Genomic DNA, 24,418 nt, shown 5'->3' on the forward strand with positions numbered 1-24,418 from the left:
TTACTTAATAGTTTGATTTAAGCCATACCAAATCAAGTCAACTTTTTCTGATTTGGCTGCAATATCTTGATATGCCCATCCGGTTACATCCCGCCATCGTCTATTTGCTGCCTCCATAGGAACAATTCCTTTTGATATATCAGTTCCTATGACAATTAACTGGCGCTGCAGCTCAGCTTGTTCCCAATTGAGCCATTCCTCTAAACAATTAACCCATTTCACCCGGCATTTATCAGCATCCATTGTTGCAGTTAACTCTTTTAACCATATTTCAACACCCTCAAGGATCACTACATCCTGGTAGAAATCGATCAAGTTAATCGGGAGAGAGTGGTTATCGTACGCAGATACCCAATGTTTATTCTCATAAACGCTGTAGGTATTCTTTACCCATGCTCTTTTGCCGTTAAAGGCTCCTCCAATAATAAAATGCATCGTTCACCCCTCCTTAGCGATTCCTTCTCAAAAATAAGTTCGTAGCCTTGATCATGCGTTACCTGCCATTCCCAAAATTCTTTCGGCTGAGGGGCAAACCTTGATAAAAGATGGCGGATAACCCCGCCATGGGTAATCACCGCACAGCTTTTTAAGTTTAAGTTAAGAACCTCTTCAATAATCTTAACCCAGGCAGAATCAACCCTTTTGCTGAAGACGTGAAAGGATTCACCGCCCGGTGGAGAATGAATCCATGGATCTATCACCCAGTGGTGATAATGACTATTTTCTCTCAAATCTTCGTACGTTTTCCCTTCCCAACTACCGAAATTCATTTCTCGTAATTCCATGACAAGATGCATGTTGGCAGTTGGAAATAACCATTCTCCTGTACCAACACATCTTTGTAAATCACTAGAATAATAACGTTGGTAGCTTTTTGAAATGACGAGATCCTTTGTTTCATGAGATAAAGGTGAATCGTTCCAGCCCAAATAGGCTTTTCGTTTGTTCTCTTCCGTTATACCATGACGAAATAATGCAATAACCACACGGTCATCCACAGTAGTAACTCAGTCCCTTCTACAGCAGCACCTAAGACATCCCCTGTAATACCTCCAAACCATTTCACAGCTTTCCGGCGAATCAAGAGTAAACAACAGGCTGCCACTAGAATCAATAAACCCATTAGAATTAAAGCTTTATTTACGAAACTGATAAGAATGAAAAGACTAATTAAATAAATAGGATACGGCCATAGCGCTTGAGGTTTTGCCGCATTCTGAAACAGCTTGCCGAGTCCCTCATCTTTGGCGCTCTTAACCGTTAACAACAGAATGCCCATTACACTCTTACTTAAAAATGGAATCATAGCAATCATGAAAAATAGTACATTTTCGACATTGGCTGTACTTTCATACATGAAGAGAAACCGACAGCTTAATAAAACAAGAATGGAAAGAACACCAAATGCCCCTGTCCTTGGATCCTTCATAATTTCCAGCCTTTTCGCTTTGTCTTGATAGGAAAAATATGCATCACTGGCATCCATCCAGCCATCTAGATGAATTCCTCCAGTCAAAACAATCGTCGCCAGCCAGAGTAAGAACGCCGAAGCCAGATGAGAAAAAGGAGTATATTCAAGGCAGAAATAATACACGGCTGCATAAATGATTCCTTGAATCAATCCAACAAGTGGGAAGGCTTGGACTGCCTTTTTAAGATGTTCGTTATCCATGGGTAATACTTTATTGATAGGTATCGCCGTAAAAAATTGAATATTAATGAAGAAACCCTTCCAAAACTTCATGATTTTGAGCCCCATTGATCGATGAGCTTTTTTATTAGCTCCCATTTTAGGTGACTTTTCATCTCATCGGCTAAAAAATCAAATCTTTTATCCTTAAACTCGTTAATCGATCGGATTCCCTCGATCGGCAACCCTTTCTTTTTGCGAATCATGTTTAACCATTGATTTCTCCATTCATCATTATGAAATAGATGGTGAAGATACGTCCCAATGATTTGACCGTCATTTCCGAAATAACCATCCTCTTCCCCAGTAGCAAATGTTAAAAACGGACACACTTTTGTTGGAAATATGGTCTTTCCTAGGTGGATTTCATACCCTTCTAACGGCTGATTAGGTCGCAATCCTGTATCTTTGTGATAATGAGCAATGACACGATTTGTTTCTTTATCCTTATAAAAAGTAGTCGTTGCAGGGATAATGCCTAAACCCTTTACTGTCAAGTTGGGGATACTGGTGTCTGAACCAGCTTCATCTATCATTTCTTGGCCGAGGATTTGATACCCGCCACAAATCCCAACAACAAAACCGCCATTTGCCACATGCGTTTTGATTAGGATATCTAACTGTTTATCTCGTAAATTTTCCAAGTCGCTAATGGTACTTTTTGTACCAGGAATGATGATCGCATCCGGCTGTCCAAATTCATTTGCATGTTTGATCCAGCGAAGAGATACATTTTCTTCAAATAAGAATGGTTCCATATCACTGTAATTTGAAATATAAGGCAGGTGGATGACCGCAATATCGACTATTCCTTTTTGGCGATTAGAAAATTGGGTCCCGATTGATAAGGAATCCTCTCCATCGATCATATGATTCTCCACATATGGCAATACACCTAAAACAGGGATACCTGTTTTTTCTTCCAGCCATTGAACTCCATCTTCAAATAGGGTGAGATCGCCGCGGAATTTATTGATAATCACACCAGCAACTCGTTCCAGTTCGTGAGGTTCCAGTAAATCCAGCGTGCCTACGATACTCACAAACACACCGCCGCGATCAATATCAGCAACCAGGATCACTGGTACATCCGCTAATTCAGCTACCTTCATATTAACAAGTTCTCGGTCCTTTAAATTAATTTCAACTGGGCTGCCAGCTCCTTCGATTACCACCACATCAAAATGAGTGGAAAGGTGTTGAAGTGATTTCTTAATCACTTCTATCCCCTTCTCATAAAAGTGATCCCGATATCCACATCCCGAAAAGGTATCGATTGCTTTTCCTAGATAAACAATTTCTGCTTGCAGATCGGAACGAGGCTTTAGTAGAATTGGATTCATCCAAACGTCTGGTTCAACTCTTGCTGCCTCCGCTTGAATTCCCTGCGCTCTGCCAATCTCTTTTCCGTCTCTAGTGACATAGGAGTTATTAGACATGTTCTGTGACTTAAACGGGACAACTCTTACTCCTTCATTGGCAAGGATTCGGCACAAGGCCGTTACGATAAGACTTTTGCCTACATCGGAAGCTGTCCCCTGAATCATAATTCCTTTCATCGAATTTCTCCCTTCATGACGATGGGAATCCCCGCCTCTACTAAAAACACTTGATCCGCTTCATTGACTAAATACTGATGGATCTGTCCTAACAAACGCCCGTAGGTAATCACCATTTCATTGTCAAGGAATGGTTCATTTAATACTTCATTACTAACAACTATCATAGTCCCTGCACGTTTTTTAATCGAAGTAATCCCGGAGAGAATATGATCTGTAACGGTGAATAAAAATCGCTCATCCCATATTTGCTTAGCAGTAAACAATTCATTATTTAATAGTGTCGTGACACAATCTACTAAAACCACATCTTTCACATGAAACTCCCCAGCAATCTTCCCTATTTGATGTGATTGTTCATACGTTTTCCACTGGCAGGTACCTGCAAAGCGATCGTGTTGGTGTTTTTTAATTCGTTCTTCCATTTCTGAATCTGATGGAACACCCGTTGCTAGATAGTTCAGCCGGCTGTTTGTCTTTCTAGCAACCTCTACTGCTTTCTCCTCAGCAAACCTGCTCTTCCCGCTTCTAACTCCGCCTGTTACAAAGATGAATGAGGATGCCGCCATTGTGCTAGCACCTCCATTAGTTGATTATTTTCTTCATGATCCTTAATTGCAAAACGCAGCCAGCGTCCCTCCAAACCTGGGAAATTAAAGGTATGGCGGGGAATGATACCCTTATGAAGAAGAAACTCAAATAAGGCGAATTGATCTTTTATCTGCGGATCTTGCAATAAATAGAAATTAACAGAAGAAGCAGAAACAACAAATTCATTTTGCTTAAAAAAAGCAAAAAGCCTTTTCCGCTCATAACCAATATATTCTTGTGACTCTTTAATAAAAGATTCATCTTGCATACAAAGTTCTCCAGCCAGTAACGCAATGGTATTGGTACTCCAATGTGATTGCAGTTTGGCAAGTTCTGAAACAATGGCTGGTTGAGCGAGTAAATATCCTAAGCGAATTCCAGGAATCGCAAACATCTTTGTCAGCGAACGAATGATAATTAAATTTGAAAACCTATTTAGGTATGGTACAAACGAAACATAATCGGTTAAAAAATCAAAAAATGCTTCATCCAAAATGACGAGGCAGTCTTGCTCTTCACATTCCTCTAAGATCGAAATAATCGTTGACATTGGATATTGAATGCCAGTTGGATTATTTGGATTACACAAAAATAAGGCATCTGCACCATTTAGACTGGAACGTAAATCATCTGAAATCAATTCAAACCTTGGCTCTCTCAATTGATGATAGACAATTTCACAGTTGTTGGCCTGACAAGTTGTTTCATACTCTGAGAATGCCGGCTCCACGATGACGACTTTTTTGCCAGCCAGTCTTCGTGCAAGTAGTGTGATAAGTTCTGCACCACCATTACCAATTAAAATAAAATCCATCGGGATTTGTTCTGATTTAGAAATCCTATCCTTTAGCTGTGTAGCGAATGGATCTGGATAGACATGAATTTCTTTAAAAAAGTCCTGCCACCTTTCCTTTAACGCAGGTGGTGGTCCAAGTGGATTGATATTCGCGCTAAAATCAATATACTGCTTCGGAAGAGCTAACCCCATTGCCTCATATAAATATTGAGGATTCGAGCCATGTGAAGGCCAAATCAAGGAGCATTCCTCCCATCCATATCATTAATAAAAATAAAAAGACCGTTCTCTTAAGAATAGAATTGGCTTTAAGAATATGATTCGCTTGAATCGGCTGGAGCGATTCTCCCATTTTTGCACGGTCTGAAACGACTCCTTTGTAATAATTGATACCGCCAAGTTGTATCCCTAAAATAGCCGCGACAGCTGCTTCACCCCAGCCGCTGTTAGGGCTTGGATGCTTCTTCGCATCACGGAACAAAATGGACCACGCCATTCTCTGTCCTGTCCTTTCAGGTGGTTTAGAAAGCAGCATGATCATCCCTGTTAATCGGCTGGGGATCCAATTCATCACATCATCCCATTTTGCAGACGCCCAGCCAAACTCTTTATATTTTTCGTTCATATGGCCCACCATCGAGTCGCAAGTATTCGCAGCCCGATAAACCATCGCAAGTGGTGCACCGCCAATGAGTGCCCAAAACATAGGGGCTGTCACACCATCACTCGTATTTTCTGCGACCGTCTCAATCGCCCCCCGTGCAATTTCTCCTTCGTCCAGGGATGCTGTATCACGCCCCACAATATAGGATAGTTTTTCACGGGCTCTAGCTAGATCCCCATTGACTAATGGTTGATAAACCTCTACCGCTGCACTTTTTAAGCTCTTTTGGGCAATGGTTGTCGAAATAATCATACTTTCTACTAAAATCCCAGCAAAGGGATGCACCCAATAACTTACTACAACTAAAACCAGTGCGACGAAAAAAACAAATAGTAAAATAAAAAGGAGCATTCCCACCCCATTCCATTTCTTATACTTCCCTTTATTCCAACGTTTTTCAAAAAATGTAATCATCGTCCCAATCCATCTGACTGGATGGGGCCAATTGGGTGGATCGCCAATAAACATGTCAATAAAATAGGCACCTGTAATTGCGACTAAATGATAGACGATCATTTTCGTTTCCTTTTATTTGATGTTTGAATCGCTTCGGTTGTACACTGGTAAACAGCCTTACTAATCAGCTTTCCTAATGGGGTAATAGTTCCAGCAAACTCCAATCTTTCTCCCCTTTGAGTTGCAGCAATTAAAATACTATCTGTCGAAGTTCCAGTAGCGAAAGTTCCTGTGAGTTCATCCATTACCTTTAGGTCATTCAACGCCTTTACTTTCGCTTCCGTTGCGGTCATGATGCTTTGGATAAAAGCCTCCTCCGTTAGCTCACCATCGACAAAAATCCATGTATTGATTGTTCCAGGTACCTTATCATACGAATGAACTTCACTTTTCGAGGCATCAATTGCATTTCCCACTCCAGCTGTTACAACAACAAAAATCGAGAAGGTGTCACTCGTATACGTTTTGTATATGACATCCTCCAATATTACTGCAGTCATCATTCCAACTGTTTCGGACGGTTCCATCCCTTTTGATTTGAGAAATGAAGCCATTTCTGAACGGTGATCATGACAATTATAATCCTTGTTGACATGCCGATTTACAAATGTCTGATGCCATCCGGTACCTGAGCCAATTACTCCTGAGGACATCGTTCTTAATGGTATCGGGGATGTGAACTCGATAAAATCTTGTGATATATGTAACCTCGAATCATCTAAATGAAAATCCAGCAATTCGCTCTTCACCTTTGGCAGTAAAACCATTTGTGGTGCAGCGACTTTAGGATGGGGGTGGTTTTGGATATCGGTATGGTACACGTCTCTTATTCGTTCTTCACGTAACACCTCATTAGGAATGTGATCGATATTAATCCGTCCATTTTCAAGGAGGAGCAACCGGTCACAATAAAGCCCAGCAAGGTTTAAATCATGAAAAATCGAGATGACAGTTAAACCGTTTTCTGCTGTCCATTGTTTTAGGAAATCTAGTAATTCCTTTTGATACGATAAATCCAAATGGTTCGTGGGTTCATCTAAAAGAAGAATTTCAGGTTCTTGCGCTAAGGCTTGGGCGAGAAATACTCTTTGTTTTTCACCGCCTGATAACTCCTGAATATTTTTATGTTGGAATTTGGCCACACCAATTTGATTCATTACCCGTTGGACAACCTCTTCATCGTCGTTACTCCAGGTTTGAAATAACCCCTTTTGATGGGCATAACGCCCGAGGGAGACGGTTTCTCTAACCGTGTAAGAGAAAGATTGTGATGAATGTTGGGACAGGACAGCAACAATTTGGGCCAACTGTTTTGCCTTGTATTCCTGCAGACGTTTGCCATGGATCAGAATCTCCCCTTTTTGGAGCGGTAAAATGCCGCTTAGCATTTTCAAAAGGGTTGTCTTTCCACTTCCATTTGGTCCTAATATCCCGAATAGTTCTCCCTTTTTAACGTCAAAAGAAAGGTCCTTCAGAATTGCTTCACTCGAGTATCCTCCAGAAACCTTTTGCACGTTCAGCATTCTTTAACCACTTCTTTCCATCTTTTTTCTTTGCAGCAGAATGATTCCAAAAATCGGAGCACCAATTAAGGCAGTAATTACACCAATCGGTAATTCCGTTGGAGATATGATCGTTCTTGAAATCAGGTCAGCCAAAATTAAAAAACCGCTTCCCGTAATAATCGATAATGGAAGAAGATGGCAATGATTAGAGCCCCACAATAATCTCGAAAGATGTGGAATCACCAATCCTACAAACCCAATGGTGCCTGACACCGCAACCGCCGCTCCAGTTAAAATAGAGCCTGCCGTTAAGATTATGAGCTTTTTCTTATGAACATTGACTCCTAAATGCTGTGCTCGTTCTTCTCCAAACGACATGGCATTTAGTTCTTTGGCATTAAAGATTAGCAGACAAGAACCAATTACAAAAAACGGTAAAATGATTTTTATGTAATCCCAACCTCTCATCGATACACTACCTAAAAGCCAGCCAATAATTTGCCGGAGCTCATCCCCTGTAAGCGCAATCATGAGCGATATGATTGCTCCCAAGAAGGAGCTAAAAATAATTCCTGTTAAAATAATGGTTTCCACTCTTAAAGTACGCTCTATTTTACTCGCAAATGTAAGGACTAGAAAGATTGTAAAAAAAGAAAATAGAATGCTCAGCAATGGTAAGGTAAAGGAACCGATGAAAGGGATGGAAAGTTGGAAAAATAGCGTTAACACTGCACCTACAGATGCCCCAGAGGATACACCTAATGTATATGGATCTGCTAATGGATTTCTGAGCAGACCTTGAAAGGCTGCCCCTGCAATAGCAAGGGAAGCCCCGACAAGACCTGATAATATCACTCTAGGTAAGCGTATGCTTAGGACAATACTCGAATACATTGGGTCAATTGTCTCCAATGAAATAAATCCAAATAATTTTGCACTGATAATCTTCATAATCGTTAAGATTGGAACTGAAATCGTTCCAATTGAAATACCTAATATAATAGATAGAACAAGGAAAATTCCAGCTAGAATATAGGCAACAAACTTGTTATTTAAAAACTTCAGGATAGACAGCCTTCGCAAGTTCTTCTACTCCTTCAACGATCCTTGGGCCAGAACGAGTGACCCGATCTGAATCGACATCCACGACATTCTTATTTTTTACGGCGCTGACCGATTCCCAGCCTTTTCTGCTTAAAACCTGGTCTTTCGGATTCTTCACATAGTAACCATAAGTAGTTACAATGACATCAGGATTGCGTTTAATCATTGCCTCCTGATCAATTTTAATCCAGCCTTCTTGATCATTTGCGATATTTTCTGCATTTATTAAACTTAGCATCTGATCCATAAACGTATTCTTTCCAGGTGTATAAATTTCTGGTGCCGGTGAAACCTCGACAAATACTTTTTTCTTATCTTTTATTTTCTGTGCCTTTGCTTTAATATCTGCCAATTTATCCTTCATCGCGGTGATCATTTCTTCGGCTTTCACTGTTTCACCGGTAGCTTTTCCAATCATATCAATGGAATCATAAATTTGGTCAAAATTTTGGGCATCATTAACGACTAAAACTGCAATGCCAGCATCTTTTAGCTGCTGGAGACCTGCTTCAGAATTGTGTGCTGAAGAGGCATGGGCTAACACTAAATCTGGTTTTAAGGAAATAATTTTTTCTAAATTTATTTCCTGTCCGCCGATTTTCTCTTTTTTCGTTGCAGCCTCCGGATAATTATCGAAATCGGATACACCCACCACTTCTTGATCGAGACCTAAAGCAAATGCAATTTCTGTATTACTTGGGATTAGTGAAACAATCTTTTCTGGTTTCTTTTCAATTGTTACTTTGGTTTGGGTAGCATCTGTAAGCGTAAGGGGATATGTTATTTCCGCCGTTTTCTTCTCAACACTGGATTTATTCTCTTCGTTTACTTGGTCATTCTTTTCAGCACAACCTGCTAATACTCCTACTGTCAATAATACTACTAACAGCAATGAATACAACTTCTTCATTTTTCTCCCTGCTTTCTGTGTAAAGTATCATGTATGTAACAAAAAATAAATCTTTTCTTGTGCCAAACAAAATGCTTGATAACAGCAAAAAACATCTCCAAAATGAAATGGAGATGTTGGTATGATAGATTCAGGTTACTAGCATAAGTAAAGAGAGTCTAGCCTTCAACACCTTCCTATCCTCGTAGGTTATTGGCGCACAAGAATTAGGCAGGTTTCCTGGCTCATGGTCATCGCTTCCTATGCCTTCCCATCGTATACGACAGTGACACAATATAGGTTGCTCCCATTTACAGTGGCGGGACCGCGTTGGATTATACCAACTTCCCTTTTAAGCTTAAAATCTTCTGAGAAGATTTTAGCACCTAAATTTAAAAAAATATTTTTTGTTATATTTATTATAGAAAATGAGGAATGATTTGTATATGTTTTTTTACAACAAGTTATTGTTCAATGCTTCTGCATAAATTTGCCATTTCAATCGCAGCCGTTGCTGCATCCCAACCTTTATTTCCTGCCTTTGTACCAGCTCGCTCAATTGCTTGTTCGATTGAATCCGTTGTTAACACTCCAAAAATAACCGGAATGCCACTTTTTAGATTGATAGCAGAAACACCCTTTGCCACTTCATTACAAACATAGTCAAAATGCGGAGTAGAACCGCGAATGACCGTTCCAAGCGTGATCACTGCATCATACTTTTTACTATTGGCCATTTTTTGTGCGATTAATGAAATCTCAAATGCCCCCGGAACCCATGCAATATCCACGTCAGTCTCGCTAACTCCATGTCTTTTTAGTGCATCCTGTGCCCCGCTTAATAATTTACTGGTGATGAATTCATTAAATCGACCAACAACAATTCCAATTTTCAGACCAGATCCAACTAAATTTCCTTCAAAAATATTTCCCATGAGTATGCCTCCATAAGTAGTTTTTGTGATTTGTATTTCTTCTTTTCAACAGGTAATTAAACTTCCCGCTTAACCAAGTTTTCCTTTTTCATTCGGTATTCCACTAAATCCTTAATCGTAATCATTTTAAGGTTCATGTCCTTAGCAATTTTATGAAGCTCTGGGACGCGGGCCATCGTTCCGTCCTCATTCATAATTTCACAAATGACTCCAGCGGGCTTAGCACCGCATAATTTAGCAAGATCTACAGCAGCTTCTGTATGCCCAGTTCTTCGCAAGACACCACCTTCTTTTGCAATAAGTGGAAACATATGACCTGGTCGTTTAAAATCATCCGCTTTTGATTCGGGATCAACCAAACTCATCACTGTTGCCGAGCGTTCAAACGCTGAAATGCCTGTCGTCGAAAACTTGTGATCAATGCTAACGGTAAACGCAGTTCCATGCGGATCCGTATTATTAGAAACCATTGGGGATAAATCAAGCTTTTGAGCTAAATCCTCCTCAATCGGAATACAGATGAGACCTCTTCCGTGTGTTGCCATTAAGTTAATCACTTCCGGCGTTGCCTTTTCTGCAAGGGCAATAAAATCCCCTTCATTTTCCCTGTTCTCATCATCACAGACAATGACAACCTTCCCTTTTTTTAAGTCAGAAAGGGCTTCATCAATCGTATTAAACACGTTTCATCTCTCCTTTCAATAGTACAACAAAACGAAAGCCTGATTTGATTCCTTTATTTAATAAAATCCATTCTCTTCTAAAAAATTAGCGGTTATCCCTTTGTTACTTTTTTGCGGGGCATCATTTGATAGGTTATGGATAAAATGACCGACATATTTTCCAATCATATCGCATTCTAAATTAACAATATCTCCTGAACCCTTATTCCCTAAAATTGATTCTGACAATGTATGTGGAATAATCGATAAAGTAAAGCTTTTTTCCGAAACGGCAAAAACAGTTAAGCTTGTCCCATCGACCGCAATGGAACCTCTTAAGATTACATATCTTAATAATTCCGGCTCTGCTTCAATCTCATAGTAAACAGCATTCTCAAGTGACTGTTTACTTTTTATAACGCCAGTACCGTCAATATGTCCTGAAACGAAATGACCGCCAAACCTTCCACCGGCTGCCATCGCCCGCTCTAGATTTACTTTTGAACCTCGTTTAACCATGTTTAAACTGCTGGCTTTGACCGTTTCCGGCATCACATCTACTGTAAACAGTTTACCTGTAAAAGATGTAACGGTTAGACAGACCCCATTGACTGCAATACTGTCGCCAAGATGGACATCATTCAGTATTTTTTTTGCTTCAATGGTTAACACAAACGACTCACCAGTCCGCTGGATGTTCGCGACTACGCCAATTTCCTCAATAATTCCAGTAAACATATCGTTCCTTCTCCTAACTATGTTTCCCTTTAATTCAGACTCTAAAAAAATAAGAAAGACCCTGAAGACAAAAGTCATCAGGGTTCTTTAAAAGGCAATAGAAAATAAAGGCTTAAAAATAGGCATACTTCACCTATAGTTAATCCTGTCTTTTCCTTCTCCCATCCAGACTTTAACTGTCGGCCCTGGAGTTTCACCAGATCCACCGCTTAACAAAAAATGTTAACCGGGTCACGGACTAAGAAGCATTGCTTCATCACCGCCGGTTAGGAATTTCACCTGACCCCGAAGGAAATTATTCGAATATATATTTATATGTTATGATACTTACTTCTAACAGTAAAGGAATTTGCTCTAAATAGTATGTCCTAAAAAAGAAATTAATACTATTGTCTTAATATTAGAACTATCATTATTAAAAAATAAGATAAATTACCCTGCTTATTTTACCTTCTATCCTATTGTTTATATGTCTTTATAGGTAAATAAATATCAAAATGAAGCTTGCCATTCGCATTTAGTTGTTTATGTTCTTCTTTATATACTTCTATACTTAATGCATTATGATCCTGTTCATAGCCATATTCTTCCATCCAAAAATATATTTTTTTATATGTATTGTCTACTTCTTCAAGACTCCCATGATGGGTAGCAAAAACATAATTTTTACTTGGAATCGTAAATCCAACCATACCTTCTGGAACTTCCTCAATTTTTTTAACCGGAGTTGTTACATAATAAGTAAATTCTGTTTCTCTGCTATGAAAAGGTGCAATTAAAACTGGTTCGTTCGTTTGATAAGATACCTCTTCAAGTCGATTAAGCATCTCCTTAAATAGACTCGGGAGTGTATGGATTTGCGAGTAAGTTCCATTCCATGAAATTCCAACCACTTTCATTTCTTCTTTTTCTATTACTTGGATACTCATTCTAATCCCCCTTTTGAATTATCATATTAATATAATTCTAATGATCACTGTTAAAATCCTGCATAAATATTTCGACTAAATCATTCAAATAACTAAAGATCCCATAAGCAATTAAAAAGGCCGCTCAAGATATGAACGGCCTTATTCTAATTTAATAGTTATTTAACCTCTTGAGGGATTGCTATATTCAAGCCTTTGGCTACTTTCTCACCATATTCTGGGTCTGCTTTGTAGAAATGTTGGATTTGACGAAGCTTAATATCATCTCTCTCAACCGGCTTCATCGCACCTACAACTGTTTCAATTAAGCGTGCTCGCTCTTCTTCTGACATTAACCGATAGAGGTCGCCGGCTTGTGTATAGTGGTCATTATGGTCATAAGCAACCTGTTCAGCTACTCCAGTAACCTGAAAGGCTGTTTGTTTATATCCAGGTCCTTCTTTTGGACCCTCGAAACTATTTGGTTCATAATATACAGATCCACCGCCGTTATTATCGGAACGCATTGCACCATCACGTTGATAGTTATTCACTTCTACCTTCGGACGGTTAATTGGCAGCAAGTTATGATTTGGACCTACCCGATAGCGATGGGCATCCGAATAAGCAAATAGTCGTCCTTGAAGCATTTTATCTGGCGAAGCCTCAACACCTGGGACCATTGTACCAGGTGAGAACGTGGCTTGCTCAACCTCAGCAAAGTAGTTCTCAGGGTTACGGTTGAGAACCATACGGCCTACCTCGATTAATGGGTAGTCCTTGTGAGACCACACCTTTGTGACATCAAAGGGATCGAAGCGGTATGTTTCCGCATCTTCAAATGGCATGATTTGAACATGCAGCCTCCAAGCTGGGAAGTCCCCTTTCTCAATCGCATTGAATAAATCTTCGGTATGGTAATCAGGATTTTCGCCTGCTAATTTCCCTGCTAGTTCAGTTGACATGTTCTTAACGCCTTGCTCTGATTTAAAGTGATATTTCACCCAGACAGCCGCTCCATCGGCATTTACCCATTTAAAAGTATGGCTTCCATAGCCGTTCATATGTCTAAGTGTTGCTGGAAGACCGCGGTCACCCATTAAATAGGTTACTTGGTGTAAGGATTCCGGTGATAATGACCAGAAATCCCAGACTGCTGTCGGGTTTTTCAAATGAGTTTTTGGATCTCTTTTTTGGGTATGAATGAAATCAGGAAATTTAATCGCATCACGAATGAAGAAAACAGGTGTGTTGTTTCCAACTAAATCATAGTTTCCTTCTTCAGTATAAAACTTAACCGCAAAGCCGCGAGGATCACGTACTGTATCGGCTGAGCCCAGCTCCCCGGCAACAGTCGAGAAACGAATAAACATCGGGGTACGTTTTCCAACCCCATTAAATAGTTTTGCTTTTGTATATTTTGACATATCGTTGGTCGCCTCAAAATAACCATGTGCTCCGGCGCCTTTGGCATGGACAACACGCTCTGGAACTCTCTCACGATTAAAGTGCGCCAGCTTCTCTAGCAAATGTACATCTTGAATCAAAGTAGGTCCACGTGTTCCAGCAGTCATCGAATTTTGATTATCTCCGACAGGTGCTCCATTTCCTGTTGTTAAGTTTTTGTTACCGTTACTCATCTAATCACCTCGTAAACTATTTTTTAAAACTTAAGCAAATTATAATATAAATTTTATTAAAATCAATATTAATTTATAATAATTATAAATTAATATTGATTTCCAACATAATAACCTGTACCCACTATTACATAGGTATTAAAAATAAAGGACGTTATTCCAAAAATACGAAATAACGTCCAAAAAAATTTTTTTAACTGTCTGTAGTCCTTTGTTGTATTTACGGACGTCCCACCGTTTATTCTATCACATTAATTGTATGAAAATTTTTAAAAATTTGAAAATATTACGACTTAATAGAACCTCTTACGGAGTTCATCTCTTATGTCTATTCTTAAATGTTAATTTTGTTGAAAATAGCATATAATGGACGTAACACCTATATAGGAGGATTTTTTATGACTGATTCAAATCAAACAAATACAAATGAAGAGACAAAGAAGAAAATAAGTCTGCAAGAGGCGATGAAACAACAGCTTCAAAATAAGAAAAACAAATCTGCGGCAGGAAATGTAAGTGGAAATAACTCGATGGCAACTAAAAAGCTGCAAAGTCAGCAAACGAAAAAAGTAAGCAATTCACGGAGAAAAATGGGTGTCTAGTGGTCAAAATCGAGCTGATATTTCCCCAGGTGCGCTCGTCAAAATTGTCCTTAAAGCGGATCAACGAAGCGGGAAACTAACAGAGGGTACCGTCAAGGATATATTAACTAAGTCCAGTTTTCATCCCCATGGTATTAAGGTCAGGCTCACAGATAGACAAGTTGGCCGTGTAAAGGAAATAAATAATTAATTAGGTAAACCCCTCTGCGCTATAATGCAGAGGGGCTTTTTTACCGTGGAATACTTTCTCATTTACCCGTGTAGACGTGTTTTTTCCTTCAAGGTAAATAAAGAACCCTTTCATTTACCGAGTGGACATGTTTTTTCTCTTCAAAGGAAATGAAACACCCTTTCATTTACCGCACGGACGGTTTTTTCCTCTTCAAGGGAAATGAAACACCCTTCCATTTACCGCACGGACGGTTTTTTCCTCTTCAAGGGAAATGAAACACCCTTTCATTTACCGCACGGACGGTTTTTTCCTCTTCAAGGGAAATGAAACACCCTTTCATTTACCGCACGGACGGTTTTTCCTCTTCAAGGTAAATGAAACACCCTTTAGGAATTTCAAGCAGAACATAAAAAACAGACCCTTTGGCAGGGTCTGTTTATCGGCGGGTCATTATGATTTACGGACGTTTACTGCTTGTGGTCCACGTTGGCCACTTTCAATTTCAAACGTTACCTCTTGACCTTCGTCTAAAGTTTTGTACCCTTCACCTTGAATAGCTGAAAAGTGAACAAATACATCTTCTCCACCTTCACGCTCAATGAAGCCAAAACCTTTTTCACCGTTAAACCATTTTACTTTTCCATGTTCCATTTCTTTGTAGCCTCCTAGCATGTAACAATTACATGTAAATGTGCAAATTGACTTGCCTAATTATTTTTACCCATTTCTTTTTTACCTATACTATCCAGTTATTAAATTATTTCTGATCATCATCCATTTTTACAAAACCCATTTGTAAATTGCTTTGGCGACTCCGTCCTCTTCATTTGTGGCTGTTACCCAATCGGCAGACTCTTTCACTATGTCTTGGGCATTTCCCATCGCGACACCGATTCCAGCTGCCTTGATCATTGCCAAATCATTAAGACTATCTCCAACTGCCATTACATTTTTCATTTCCAAACCGAGCCTTTGGCAAACAAGCTCAAGCCCCTTCGCTTTATTAACTCCTGCTGAATTCACTTCAATATTCTTTAAGGTCGAATTACTAATTTCAAATTCACCTTTGTCTTGTAGTTCTTTCATGATGATCGCTCTTGTTTCGTCATCATCGATATTAAAGCCAAATTTCATCCAATTCACTTGATGTAAGTCCTCTGGCATTTCATTATGCCAATTACGCTCCGTACTAATCGCCCAAAACTTGGTGTTATGCTGCTGCGTTAATTTCCACATCCACTCAATATGCTCGGACTTTACCAAATTCCGCTCCACTAATTCACGTTGGTCATCCCATATTTCACTTCCATTTACCGTTACCAAATATGAATTTAGCTCTAAAGAATCTGCATGCTCTCGGCTTGTCAACAGTGAACGTCCTGTGCTTAAAACTACAAATATACCTTTGTCCTTAGCGGCATTGATTGCTTTGCGATTTGCTTCGGATACCTGGCCTTTATTATTTAACAGTGTACCATCCATATCAAGCGCAACAAGTTTAATTTCAACATCATTTTTAACATTATCCATATGTAATAACATGCTCCCTTCATACAATTTCCATTATTAGATTAACACCATCACTAAAAACTAAGCAAACTGTTATGTTTACATAATCATTTTATAGTAAATAAACAATAGAGAACCCTATCTATTTCCCGTAGGGTTCTTTTCGAATTATTGTTGATACTGCACACGATGAAGGTTGGCAAAAATACCTCCTTGTTCGATTAACTCGTCATGGCGGCCTTCTTCCGCGATTCCCTCTTCTGTCACAACAATGATACGGTCAGCATTCCGTATGGTTGCGAGCCTATGGGCAATAATGAGTGTAGTCCGATTTTCGGCAAGTTCAGTTAATGCTTCTTGTATAATCAATTCTGTTTCGGTATCAAGTGCCGATGTTGCTTCATCCAGTATTAAAATAGGCGGGTTTTTTAAGAACATACGCGCAATTGCCAGTCGCTGCTTTTGACCACCTGAAAGCTTCAATCCTCGCTCTCCTATTTGTGTATTGTAGCCCTCAGGCAAGGAAGAAATAAATTTTTCCAGATGAGCCCGGCTTGCTGCCTCAGCAATTTCCTCATCGGTTGCATCCAGTTTTCCATAAGCAATATTTTCCCTAAGTGTTCCCGTAAACAGAAACAAATCTTGCTGAACGATTCCAATTTGGGAGCGTAAGGACTTTTTAGTCATGTTTCGGATATCAAGTCCATCAATATAAATGCCCCCTTCATTCACATCATAGAAACGAGGTATCAGCGAGCAAATGGTTGTTTTACCCGCTCCAGATGGGCCGACAAATGCCACTGTCTCTCCGGCATGAATGTTTAAATTAATTTGGTCAAGCACGGATTTATGATTGTCATAGCGAAATGACACGTTTTCGAAGATAATATTGCCCACAAGTGAGGTAACATCAACGGCATCCACTGTATCCTTTACATCTGGCTCCGCATCAATGACCTCGATAAATCGTTTAAATCCAGCCATCCCTTTTGGATATAACTCCATTATCGCACTAATTTTATCGACAGGTTTCAACAAGACATTTACATAGAGGACAAAACCGACAAGTTCGCCGTAGGTGAGTTGACCGGTAAAACTCAACCATGCTCCATATACAAGAACAATAATTGTAATGAGCCTGGTCATCATATAAATACCTGAAATGCTAAAGGACATCACACGATATCCGCCAAGCTTTGCATTTCGGTATGTCCAATTATTTTTTTTGAATCTAGTAATCTCAAATTCTTCATTTGTAAAGGATTGAACAACGCGGCTTCCTGAAACACTATCCCTCGACCCGTGCATTGACATCAGCAATACTTGAGTACATGTGTCCCCAAGCCTTGTTCATTTTTAAATTGCAAACAATAACTACTATTATCAAAAATGGAATCACTAAAATGGAAACAAACGCTAATTTCACATTAATTGTAAGCATAATCCAGAACGCGCCAACAAAAGTCATGATCGTAATAAAAACATCCTCTGGACCGTGGTGGGCAAGTTCGCCTAAATCGAATAAGTCATTAGTAATCCTGCTCATAATATGCCCTGTTTTCGTATTATCGAAGAAACGAAAGGATTGCTTCTGGACATGTTCAAATAATTCCTGTCTCATATCCGTTTCAATATTTATCCCGAGCTTATGTCCCCAAAAATTTACAATATATTGCAAAAAACTACTCAGTAAATAGACCATAAATAAACCTATGCTGACAGAAACGATCGCTTGCCAATCTTCACTTGGCAGTAATTTGTCAATAAACCATTTCATTGCGAGTGGAAAAGCTAATTCAAGAATTGCCACTACGATTGCGCTCACAAAATCTAAAATAAATAGTCTCTTATGCGGTCGATAATAAGAAAAGAAACGCCGAACCATATGTAATCTCCTTTTATTCATTTGTTAAAACTCGTGATTGTTTATATCACAATAATAGGATTATATGAAAAATTTACTAATTATTTCAAGTTTTAAGAAAAAAATGACACAAAAAAACGCCTGTCGGAACAAGCGCTTTTTAACGGCATATTAATGGTGATGGTGAACGCCCATTGTAGGGTTGGTAATCAGCCACTCTTCTTTTGGTAATTGGAAATATTGAATCCAAATACTATTTAAATTCGGATCATTTTTATCAAGAATAAAATCAATCTCTTTATCGCTTGTAACTACGACATCATTTTCTGTTGGTGTATCTAGCATTAAATCATAATGGGCGTGGTCACCATGAATACTTGTCACATAAACACGAAACAGTTTGCCTTGTGCTTCCTCTTCTTCCATCATTTTTTTCAAAGCCTTTGCTGCATTACGATTAACTTTTACCTTCATTCTTTGCTCTCCTCTATCTATGTATTTCTCTGTATTATCCCACTTTTTGACTTAAATAGACAATTATACGCTTTGAAACAGGATAAAATCAGCCTCCCTAATTTTCCCTTGTTAGGGAAATTAAAACCTTAACAAATTTGTCACATTTTAAGCCAAAAACCTATATAAACATCACAGCAATGTTGATATTATAGGTTTTGAGAAAAGCAAACGGACTAATTAATATTAAATAATAACAAATATAAATTAATGTATTTGTTCATTTGACAAAAAAAAGAAATAGATTTGTCTTGTTTGTGAAAGTTTTCACGATTATAATCATAAAAGTGTACATGATGGAGAGGAGAACATTACATGTTTAAAAAAAGCTACTTACTTCCACTGTTAGCTTTATTACCAATTCTATTGCTAAGCGGATGTTCGAATATGGTCGTCTTTGATCCAAAAGGCCCTGCGGCACGGGATATTCTTGATTTGATTAACTGGTCACTTATATTTATGCTGCTTGTGGTTGTTGTTGTCTTTGGTTTATTTGGATATATCATATGGAAATATCGTGCGAAACCTGAAAATGCAGGTTACGAACCGCCTGAAGAACACGGAAGTACAAAATTAGAAATTATCTGGACTGTCATTCCAATTCTTATTGTTATTGCTTTAACCATTCCAACAGTTAAAACCATATATAAGCTGGAAAAAGTTCCAGCCGGATACGAAAATAAGAAACCAATCACCATTAATGTCACTTCTGCTGATTGGAAATGGATTTTTAGCTATCCTGAACAAGGGATTGAAACAGTCAACTATGTAAATATTCCAGCTGGTACACCAGTACAGTTTAAATTAACTTCTGCAAGTACAATGCAATCCTTCTGGGTTCCTGCATTAGGTGGTCAAAAGTATACCATGAACAAGATGGAGACTGAGTTGTATTTAACTGCAGACAAACCTGGCGAATTTTTAGGAAGAAATACAAACTTTAACGGCAAAGGATATGCTGAAATGGAATTTACCGTTGAAGCAAAATCTCCGCAAGCCTTTGAAAAATGGGTAAAAGATGTAAAAGATACGGCTCCTAAGTTAACAGAAAAGAAATATTATGAACTTCTTAAGCCTACACACTTAGGTCGTGAAACATTCGTTGGAACTCACCTAGCTTGGGTAAACCATGCGGATATGAATTCTAAAACATATACAAATCCTGAATTGTACGAAGTACACGGAGTAAAAGGAAAGATTTTTAAAGAGAAAGAAACAAATGGTCATTCTATGGACGGCATGGACATGGGCGAAAAATCAGATGGAGGTGAGCATAATGGGCATTAATTGGCATGACTTTTTTATCGTTGGCAACCCATTAATACTAGGTTCTCAGATTGCTATTCTCTTAACAATGATTGGAATTGTAGCTGGAGTTACCTATTTAAAAAAATGGAAATGGCTATGGAGAGAATGGTTGACAACCGTTGATCATAAACGGATTGGTATTATGTATATCCTTTCTGGTGTGCTCATGTTTTTCCGAGGCGGAGTAGACGGTCTTTTAATGAAGGCTCAAACCTCGCGTCCCGAAATGAAATTTTTAGATGCGCAGCATTACAATGAAATTTTTACAACACACGGTGTTATCATGATTTTGTTTGCTGCAATGCCATTATTAATTGGTTTAATGAACGTGGTAATCCCGCTGCAAATAGGTGCTCGTGACGTGGCATTCCCACAACTTAACGCATTAAGCTTCTGGTTGTTCTTTAGCGGGGCTATGTTATTTAATATTTCGTTTGTTGTCGGTGGTTCTCCTGATGCTGGTTGGACTGCCTACTTCCCTCTTGCAGGTAAAGAGTTTACTCCTGGAATTGGGAATAACTATTACGCGGTTGCCCTGCAAATTGCTGGGATTGGTACCCTGATGACGGGAATTAATTTTATTGTCACAATTTTAAAAATGAGAACCAAAGGCATGACACTAATGAGAATGCCGATGTTTACGTGGACTTCCTTCATTGCGTCAGTTATTATTGTGGCTTCATTCCCAATTTTCACTGTAGCCCTTGCATTGATGACATTTGACCGGATCTTTGGAACCCACTTCTTCACCTTAGCGGGTGGCGGAATGGATATGATGTGGGCAAACTTATTCTGGTTATGGGGTCATCCTGAAGTATATATCGTTGTCCTTCCCGCATTTGGGATGTTCTCTGAGGTTATTTCAACCTTCTCTAGAAAAATGTTGTTCGGATATAAATCAATGGTCTTCTCCATTGTTGGTATCGCGCTTTTAAGTATGCTTGTTTGGGTCCACCACTTCTTTACTATGGGGGCAGGACCAGGAGTCAACTCTGTTTTCTCGATTACAACGATGATGATCGCCATTCCAACGGGTGTTAAAATGTTTAACTGGTTATTCACGATGAGAAAAGGACGAATCGAGTTTTCCACTGCAATGCTCTGGGCGCTAGCGTTCATTCCTTGCTTTATTATCGGTGGGGTAACTGGGGTAATGCTCGCAATGGGTGCGGCAGATTATCAATACCACAACACCCTATTCCTTGTCGCTCACTTCCACTATGTGTTAATTCCTGGTGTTGTGTTTGCGGTTTTTGCTGGCCTTTATTACTGGTGGCCAAAAATGTTCGGCCATATGCTAAATGAAAAAATCGGAAAAATTCATTTTTGGTTCTTTACGATTGGATTTAACTTAACCTTTATGCCAATGTTCTTCCTAGGACTTGACGGAGCAGTACGACGTTCATACACGTATTCAGCTGAATCAGGGTATGCCCCACTATTCATGCTATCTACCATTGGCGCAGTCATTTTAGCAATCGGCTTTGGGGCGCTTTGCTATAACATTTATTGGAGTGCACGTTATGCAGACCGCAATATTTCCAACGACCCATGGGATGCAAGAACGTTAGAATGGGCTACAGCTTCACCGCCTCCATTCTATAACTTTGCAAAACTACCTGAGGTGAAATCTGTTGATTCCTTCTGGTATATGAAAAAGCATAATGAAGGTTTAACTTTAAAGGACGACGAAATTGAAGAAATCCATATGCCAAGTAATTCTGGCTTACCAATCTATATGGGTGCTATCTTTGGAATCGCAGGCTTCTTCCTAGTCTTTGAATGGAAAATTGCGGCTCTTGTAGCCACAGTAGGTATCATTATTGGGTTAATCATTCGTTCGTTCGATTATAACGATGGATTCCATGTACATGTTGACGAAATAAAGGAAACGGAAAAAGCATGGCGTAACGTCGGTAAAGGGGGGAACAGCCATGTCAGCTAATGTGAACACAGCCTTACCACTCGAATATCAAACGGAACAGAACCGAATGAATATTCTAGGATTCTGGATTTTCTTAGGAGCGGAGATTATCCTCTTCGGTACTCTCTTTGCGGTCTTCTCAGTACTAAATGCGAGGTATGCTGGTGGGCCTACACCAAAGGACCTTTTTGAAATAAAAGATGTCATGGTTGAAACGATACTTTTATTAACAAGTAGTTTTACTTGTGGTCTTGCCATCTATGAGATGCGCCGCCACAACCGTAATGGGTTATTATTATGGTTCATTATTACTCTTCTGCTTGGTGCTGGCTTCGTGTTCATGGAGATTACGGAATTTGTCCATTATGTCCACGAAGGTGCAACAATGCAAACAAGTGCATTCTTATCAAGCTTCTTTGTTTTACTAGGGACACATGGTCTGCACGTAAGCATGGGGATTGGCTGGGCCACTATGGTGATTATTCAAATATTAAAACGGGGTTTAACACCTGTGACAGCTCGTAAAACATTTATTATCGGTCTTTATTGGCACTTTTTAGATGTTGTTTGGATATTTATTTTCACATTTGTGTATTTGGCAAGGATGGTGGCATAAATGGCTAAAAATAATACAAAAGGGTTTCCTCTAACACATGTATTAGGTTTTGTTATGTCATTAGTACTAACCTTTGCCGCACTTGGTGTGGCCTTGAAAACCAATCTTCCATTTAAAACCATCCTCTGGATTATTGGCTCTTTAGCTGTCATCCAAGCTGCCCTTCAATTATATATGTTCATGCACATGAACGAGGGAGAAGACGGCAAATCTCAAGTCATCAACGTCATCTACGGCTTCTTTATTGCCATCGTAACCGTTGCTGGATCCATTTGGGTCATGTCATTTGGAATGTAAATAGGTGTCAGGCACCATGTGAGGAATTCACATGGTGCCTGACACCCTTTTTTTTTATTTTTTTCCCCCGCCATTACTTTTCCTTTTTCTTCTGACTAGTTGGAAAATAATAAAGGCTATGTATAATGGTATTGCTACATAGATGAAATATGGGAAGCGGTGCTGCTCTTTTTTGAAGACTAGGTAAATCGCGTACCCTAGGAAGAGCGTGACGAGAATTCCATATTTCGGTAGTGGGACATCTTTCAGGCTCGGAATTTTTATTGTGCTTACCATTAAGTAACAAATGATGAAAAAGGCAATTGGCAGAATGAGTTCCGGCATTTTCCCCTGAAAAAGAGTAAGTAGTGTTAGCAAGCCCCCACCTGCAGTGATTGGCACCCCGGTAAAATACTTATTTGATGATTTAACAGCATTAATATTAAACCGTGCTAATCGATATGCACCAAATAAAGGGAATAATCCTGAAATGGCCATCCCAATCACCCCAAACTCAGAGAAATAGGAATAATATGCCATCATAGCAGGTGCAACACCAAAGGTAACCACATCAGCTAAAGAGTCTAGTTCTTTCCCCAATTCACTATCTACCCGTAACATCCTGGCAATCCTGCCATCCATGCTGTCAAGCATCATCCCTATTAAAATTAATATGGCTGCATTTTTGTAATCTCCTTGGGCGGAATACATTATGGATAAATACCCGAAAAATAAATTGGAAATGGTAAATAAATTAGGAATACTGTTTCTGATAATATGTATCACTCCATACAATAAGTTAATTATGCGATTTCTTTTTCTTGCTTGCTGTTCTTATTATAACGTTTTTCTTGATAATATTGGAAAAATAAAATAGCTGTAGCAATCCAAAAGCCGCTTGCGAAATAGCCGCCTATGATATCACTCGGGTAATGGACACCTAAATAGATCCGGCTGATTCCAATTGCTACTATCATTACCGAACTAAAAATGATTAAGGTCCATCTACCCAATCTGCTTGGAATATGCCGCCATAATAAGAACGATATAATGCTATAGACCGTAAAGGCATTCATCGCATGTCCGCTTGGAAAACTATAGCCCCCTATCTCAATTAAACGATGAAAATCAGGGCGTACTCGTTGAAAAAAATTCTTTAAGATACCATTTAAAATAGCCGATCCTGCTATGGCTGCAATCAATAAGATCAATTCTAAGCGATGATGCAGCACCTTATAAAGGAAAAATAAAAGAAAAAGACTAAGGACAATGACAAATGGGGCAGAACCAATAAACGTAAAAAATTTCATCACATTTGTGAGAAACGGCGTTTCCAGTCCTTGAACACGATCGATGATTGTACGATCAAAGGAAATGATTTTTTGGTCACTTATTAATAAGGATATCAAACAAAAGCCAATTATGGAAACAACACTTATGCTAAAGGCGACAACTAGATATGATTTTAATTTCATTCATCCAAACCTCTCTGGGAAT

The 24,418-nt window shown here is 39.1% G+C and carries 25 protein-coding genes, 2 pseudogenes and 2 riboswitches; of the genes and pseudogenes, 6 read left to right on the top strand and 21 right to left on the bottom strand.

Features of this window, described 5'->3' with window-relative positions:
* The 15 genes and pseudogenes from KW850_RS05140 to katA form a co-directional block, all read right to left on the bottom strand.
* On the bottom strand, positions 1 to 435 hold the full coding sequence (locus KW850_RS05140) for a bifunctional adenosylcobinamide kinase/adenosylcobinamide-phosphate guanylyltransferase (RefSeq protein WP_218346488.1): 435 nt from the start codon (positions 433 to 435) through the stop codon (positions 1 to 3).
* The gene (locus KW850_RS05145; protein WP_308128756.1) at positions 387 to 986 is read right to left on the bottom strand and encodes a histidine phosphatase family protein; all 600 of its coding nucleotides are present in this window, start codon (positions 984 to 986) and stop codon (positions 387 to 389) included. The genes KW850_RS05140 and KW850_RS05145 overlap by 49 nt, the downstream gene beginning before the upstream one ends.
* A complete protein-coding gene (gene cobS, locus KW850_RS05150; protein WP_218346490.1) occupies positions 956 to 1,744 on the bottom strand; it encodes an adenosylcobinamide-GDP ribazoletransferase in 789 nt (262 codons plus the stop codon). Before cobS ends, KW850_RS05145 begins: the two co-directional genes overlap by 31 nt.
* On the bottom strand, positions 1,741 to 3,249 hold the full coding sequence (locus KW850_RS05155) for a cobyric acid synthase (protein ID WP_218346491.1): 1,509 nt from the start codon (positions 3,247 to 3,249) through the stop codon (positions 1,741 to 1,743). Before KW850_RS05155 ends, cobS begins: the two co-directional genes overlap by 4 nt.
* Positions 3,246 to 3,818, bottom strand: coding sequence for a bifunctional adenosylcobinamide kinase/adenosylcobinamide-phosphate guanylyltransferase (locus KW850_RS05160; protein WP_218346492.1), 573 nt, complete (start codon positions 3,816 to 3,818; stop codon positions 3,246 to 3,248). Before KW850_RS05160 ends, KW850_RS05155 begins: the two co-directional genes overlap by 4 nt.
* Positions 3,791 to 4,876: a threonine-phosphate decarboxylase CobD gene (gene cobD, locus KW850_RS05165; RefSeq protein WP_218346493.1), complete on the bottom strand. Its 1,086-nt coding sequence runs from the start codon at positions 4,874 to 4,876 to the stop codon at positions 3,791 to 3,793. Before cobD ends, KW850_RS05160 begins: the two co-directional genes overlap by 28 nt.
* A complete protein-coding gene (cbiB, locus tag KW850_RS05170; RefSeq protein ID WP_218346494.1) occupies positions 4,833 to 5,816 on the bottom strand; it encodes an adenosylcobinamide-phosphate synthase CbiB in 984 nt (327 codons plus the stop codon). The genes cobD and cbiB overlap by 44 nt, the downstream gene beginning before the upstream one ends.
* A complete protein-coding gene (locus tag KW850_RS05175; protein ID WP_218346495.1) occupies positions 5,813 to 7,279 on the bottom strand; it encodes a heme ABC transporter ATP-binding protein in 1,467 nt (488 codons plus the stop codon). Before KW850_RS05175 ends, cbiB begins: the two co-directional genes overlap by 4 nt.
* 3 nt (positions 7,280 to 7,282) lie before the next feature.
* Complete coding sequence (locus tag KW850_RS05180; RefSeq protein WP_218346496.1) at positions 7,283 to 8,344, bottom strand: FecCD family ABC transporter permease; 1,062 nt, start codon at positions 8,342 to 8,344, stop codon at positions 7,283 to 7,285.
* Entirely contained in the window at positions 8,310 to 9,275 is a 966-nt protein-coding gene (locus KW850_RS05185; protein ID WP_218346497.1) for an ABC transporter substrate-binding protein, read from the bottom strand. Before KW850_RS05185 ends, KW850_RS05180 begins: the two co-directional genes overlap by 35 nt.
* Positions 9,276 to 9,467: 192 nt before the next feature.
* Positions 9,468 to 9,659: riboswitch (cobalamin riboswitch) on the bottom strand.
* Between the two features lie 59 nt (positions 9,660 to 9,718).
* Positions 9,719 to 10,189: a 6,7-dimethyl-8-ribityllumazine synthase gene (ribH, locus tag KW850_RS05190; protein ID WP_218346498.1), complete on the bottom strand. Its 471-nt coding sequence runs from the start codon at positions 10,187 to 10,189 to the stop codon at positions 9,719 to 9,721.
* Positions 10,190 to 10,248: 59 nt separating this feature from the next.
* Positions 10,249 to 10,872, bottom strand: a pseudogene (gene ribB, locus KW850_RS05195) (3,4-dihydroxy-2-butanone-4-phosphate synthase); the annotation flags it as partial.
* A 57-nt stretch (positions 10,873 to 10,929) separates the two neighbouring features.
* Positions 10,930 to 11,589, bottom strand: a complete 660-nt coding sequence (gene ribE / locus KW850_RS05200; RefSeq protein WP_218346500.1) for a riboflavin synthase — start codon at positions 11,587 to 11,589, stop codon at positions 10,930 to 10,932.
* A gap of 149 nt (positions 11,590 to 11,738) precedes the next feature.
* Positions 11,739 to 11,886: riboswitch (FMN riboswitch) on the bottom strand.
* 161 nt (positions 11,887 to 12,047) lie between these two features.
* A complete protein-coding gene (locus KW850_RS05205; RefSeq protein ID WP_218346501.1) occupies positions 12,048 to 12,518 on the bottom strand; it encodes a GyrI-like domain-containing protein in 471 nt (156 codons plus the stop codon).
* 158 nt (positions 12,519 to 12,676) lie between these two features.
* A complete protein-coding gene (gene katA, locus KW850_RS05210) occupies positions 12,677 to 14,137 on the bottom strand; it encodes a catalase KatA (RefSeq protein ID WP_218346502.1) in 1,461 nt (486 codons plus the stop codon).
* Positions 14,138 to 14,535: 398 nt separating this feature from the next.
* Here katA and KW850_RS05215 point away from each other — a divergent pair, with 398 nt between their 5' ends.
* Together KW850_RS05215 and KW850_RS05220 are read left to right on the top strand one after the other, a co-directional pair.
* Complete coding sequence (locus KW850_RS05215; RefSeq protein WP_218346503.1) at positions 14,536 to 14,739, top strand: hypothetical protein; 204 nt, start codon at positions 14,536 to 14,538, stop codon at positions 14,737 to 14,739.
* Positions 14,732 to 14,929 (top strand): YwbE family protein, encoded by a 198-nt coding sequence (locus KW850_RS05220; protein WP_218346504.1) that lies wholly within the window; start codon positions 14,732 to 14,734, stop codon positions 14,927 to 14,929. Before KW850_RS05215 ends, KW850_RS05220 begins: the two co-directional genes overlap by 8 nt.
* 432 nt (positions 14,930 to 15,361) lie before the next feature.
* Here the strand turns inward: KW850_RS05220 and KW850_RS05225 are convergent, their stop codons facing one another.
* The 4 genes and pseudogenes from KW850_RS05225 to KW850_RS05240 all read right to left on the bottom strand — a co-directional run bounded on the left by KW850_RS05225 (position 15,362) and on the right by KW850_RS05240 (position 18,758).
* A complete protein-coding gene (locus KW850_RS05225) occupies positions 15,362 to 15,562 on the bottom strand; it encodes a cold-shock protein (protein WP_218346505.1) in 201 nt (66 codons plus the stop codon).
* Positions 15,563 to 15,691: 129 nt separating this feature from the next.
* Positions 15,692 to 16,441: a Cof-type HAD-IIB family hydrolase gene (locus tag KW850_RS05230; RefSeq protein WP_218346506.1), complete on the bottom strand. Its 750-nt coding sequence runs from the start codon at positions 16,439 to 16,441 to the stop codon at positions 15,692 to 15,694.
* Positions 16,442 to 16,588: 147 nt separating this feature from the next.
* A pseudogene (locus tag KW850_RS05235) lies at positions 16,589 to 18,305 on the bottom strand (ABC transporter ATP-binding protein).
* 150 nt (positions 18,306 to 18,455) lie between these two features.
* The gene (locus tag KW850_RS05240; RefSeq protein ID WP_218346507.1) at positions 18,456 to 18,758 is read right to left on the bottom strand and encodes an iron-sulfur cluster assembly accessory protein; all 303 of its coding nucleotides are present in this window, start codon (positions 18,756 to 18,758) and stop codon (positions 18,456 to 18,458) included.
* A gap of 354 nt (positions 18,759 to 19,112) precedes the next feature.
* Between KW850_RS05240 and qoxA the strand changes: the two genes are divergently transcribed.
* From qoxA to qoxD, 4 genes are read left to right on the top strand one after another with little or no spacing between them, the layout of a single operon-like run.
* Entirely contained in the window at positions 19,113 to 20,084 is a 972-nt protein-coding gene (gene qoxA / locus KW850_RS05245; protein WP_218346508.1) for a cytochrome aa3 quinol oxidase subunit II, read from the top strand.
* Positions 20,074 to 22,050 carry a cytochrome aa3 quinol oxidase subunit I gene (gene qoxB, locus KW850_RS05250; RefSeq protein WP_218346509.1) on the top strand — a complete coding sequence of 659 codons (1,977 nt, stop codon included), beginning with the start codon at positions 20,074 to 20,076 and terminating at the stop codon, positions 22,048 to 22,050. Before qoxA ends, qoxB begins: the two co-directional genes overlap by 11 nt.
* On the top strand, positions 22,040 to 22,645 hold the full coding sequence (qoxC, locus tag KW850_RS05255; RefSeq protein ID WP_218346510.1) for a cytochrome aa3 quinol oxidase subunit III: 606 nt from the start codon (positions 22,040 to 22,042) through the stop codon (positions 22,643 to 22,645). Before qoxB ends, qoxC begins: the two co-directional genes overlap by 11 nt.
* Positions 22,646 to 22,942: a cytochrome aa3 quinol oxidase subunit IV gene (qoxD, locus tag KW850_RS05260; protein WP_218346511.1), complete on the top strand. Its 297-nt coding sequence runs from the start codon at positions 22,646 to 22,648 to the stop codon at positions 22,940 to 22,942.
* A 54-nt stretch (positions 22,943 to 22,996) separates the two neighbouring features.
* Here qoxD and pssA read toward each other — a convergent pair whose 3' ends face one another.
* Together pssA and KW850_RS05270 are read right to left on the bottom strand one after the other, a co-directional pair.
* Positions 22,997 to 23,707, bottom strand: a complete 711-nt coding sequence (gene pssA / locus KW850_RS05265) for a CDP-diacylglycerol--serine O-phosphatidyltransferase (RefSeq protein WP_218346613.1) — start codon at positions 23,705 to 23,707, stop codon at positions 22,997 to 22,999.
* Positions 23,708 to 23,724: 17 nt separating this feature from the next.
* Complete coding sequence (locus tag KW850_RS05270; protein ID WP_218346512.1) at positions 23,725 to 24,396, bottom strand: phosphatase PAP2 family protein; 672 nt, start codon at positions 24,394 to 24,396, stop codon at positions 23,725 to 23,727.
* Between the last annotated feature and the right edge of the window lie 22 nt (positions 24,397 to 24,418).

The sequence above is a fragment of the Bacillus sp. sid0103 genome (assembly GCF_019219025.1).

What these genes read in the sequence shown, in the direction of transcription:
- KW850_RS05155 (WP_218346491.1), bottom strand. Translation starts at nt 3,249, where the DNA reads ATGAAAGGAATTATGATTCAGGGGACAGCTTCCGATGTAGGCAAAAGT.
- cbiB (WP_218346494.1), bottom strand. Translation starts at nt 5,816, where the DNA reads ATGATCGTCTATCATTTAGTCGCAATTACAGGTGCCTATTTTATTGAC.
- KW850_RS05230 (WP_218346506.1), bottom strand. Translation starts at nt 16,441, where the DNA reads ATGGATAATGTTAAAAATGATGTTGAAATTAAACTTGTTGCGCTTGAT.
- KW850_RS05140 (WP_218346488.1), bottom strand. Translation starts at nt 435, where the DNA reads ATGCATTTTATTATTGGAGGAGCCTTTAACGGCAAAAGAGCATGGGTA.
- qoxA (WP_218346508.1), top strand. Translation starts at nt 19,113, where the DNA reads ATGTTTAAAAAAAGCTACTTACTTCCACTGTTAGCTTTATTACCAATT.
- KW850_RS05215 (WP_218346503.1), top strand. Translation starts at nt 14,536, where the DNA reads ATGACTGATTCAAATCAAACAAATACAAATGAAGAGACAAAGAAGAAA.
- ribE (WP_218346500.1), bottom strand. Translation starts at nt 11,589, where the DNA reads ATGTTTACTGGAATTATTGAGGAAATTGGCGTAGTCGCGAACATCCAG.
- qoxD (WP_218346511.1), top strand. Translation starts at nt 22,646, where the DNA reads ATGGCTAAAAATAATACAAAAGGGTTTCCTCTAACACATGTATTAGGT.
- qoxC (WP_218346510.1), top strand. Translation starts at nt 22,040, where the DNA reads ATGTCAGCTAATGTGAACACAGCCTTACCACTCGAATATCAAACGGAA.
- KW850_RS05160 (WP_218346492.1), bottom strand. Translation starts at nt 3,818, where the DNA reads ATGGCGGCATCCTCATTCATCTTTGTAACAGGCGGAGTTAGAAGCGGG.
- KW850_RS05225 (WP_218346505.1), bottom strand. Translation starts at nt 15,562, where the DNA reads ATGGAACATGGAAAAGTAAAATGGTTTAACGGTGAAAAAGGTTTTGGC.
- KW850_RS05175 (WP_218346495.1), bottom strand. Translation starts at nt 7,279, where the DNA reads ATGCTGAACGTGCAAAAGGTTTCTGGAGGATACTCGAGTGAAGCAATT.
- qoxB (WP_218346509.1), top strand. Translation starts at nt 20,074, where the DNA reads ATGGGCATTAATTGGCATGACTTTTTTATCGTTGGCAACCCATTAATA.
- KW850_RS05205 (WP_218346501.1), bottom strand. Translation starts at nt 12,518, where the DNA reads ATGAGTATCCAAGTAATAGAAAAAGAAGAAATGAAAGTGGTTGGAATT.
- katA (WP_218346502.1), bottom strand. Translation starts at nt 14,137, where the DNA reads ATGAGTAACGGTAACAAAAACTTAACAACAGGAAATGGAGCACCTGTC.
- cobS (WP_218346490.1), bottom strand. Translation starts at nt 1,744, where the DNA reads ATGAAGTTTTGGAAGGGTTTCTTCATTAATATTCAATTTTTTACGGCG.
- KW850_RS05185 (WP_218346497.1), bottom strand. Translation starts at nt 9,275, where the DNA reads ATGAAGAAGTTGTATTCATTGCTGTTAGTAGTATTATTGACAGTAGGA.
- KW850_RS05270 (WP_218346512.1), bottom strand. Translation starts at nt 24,396, where the DNA reads ATGAAATTAAAATCATATCTAGTTGTCGCCTTTAGCATAAGTGTTGTT.
- ribH (WP_218346498.1), bottom strand. Translation starts at nt 10,189, where the DNA reads ATGGGAAATATTTTTGAAGGAAATTTAGTTGGATCTGGTCTGAAAATT.
- KW850_RS05240 (WP_218346507.1), bottom strand. Translation starts at nt 18,758, where the DNA reads ATGAAGGTAAAAGTTAATCGTAATGCAGCAAAGGCTTTGAAAAAAATG.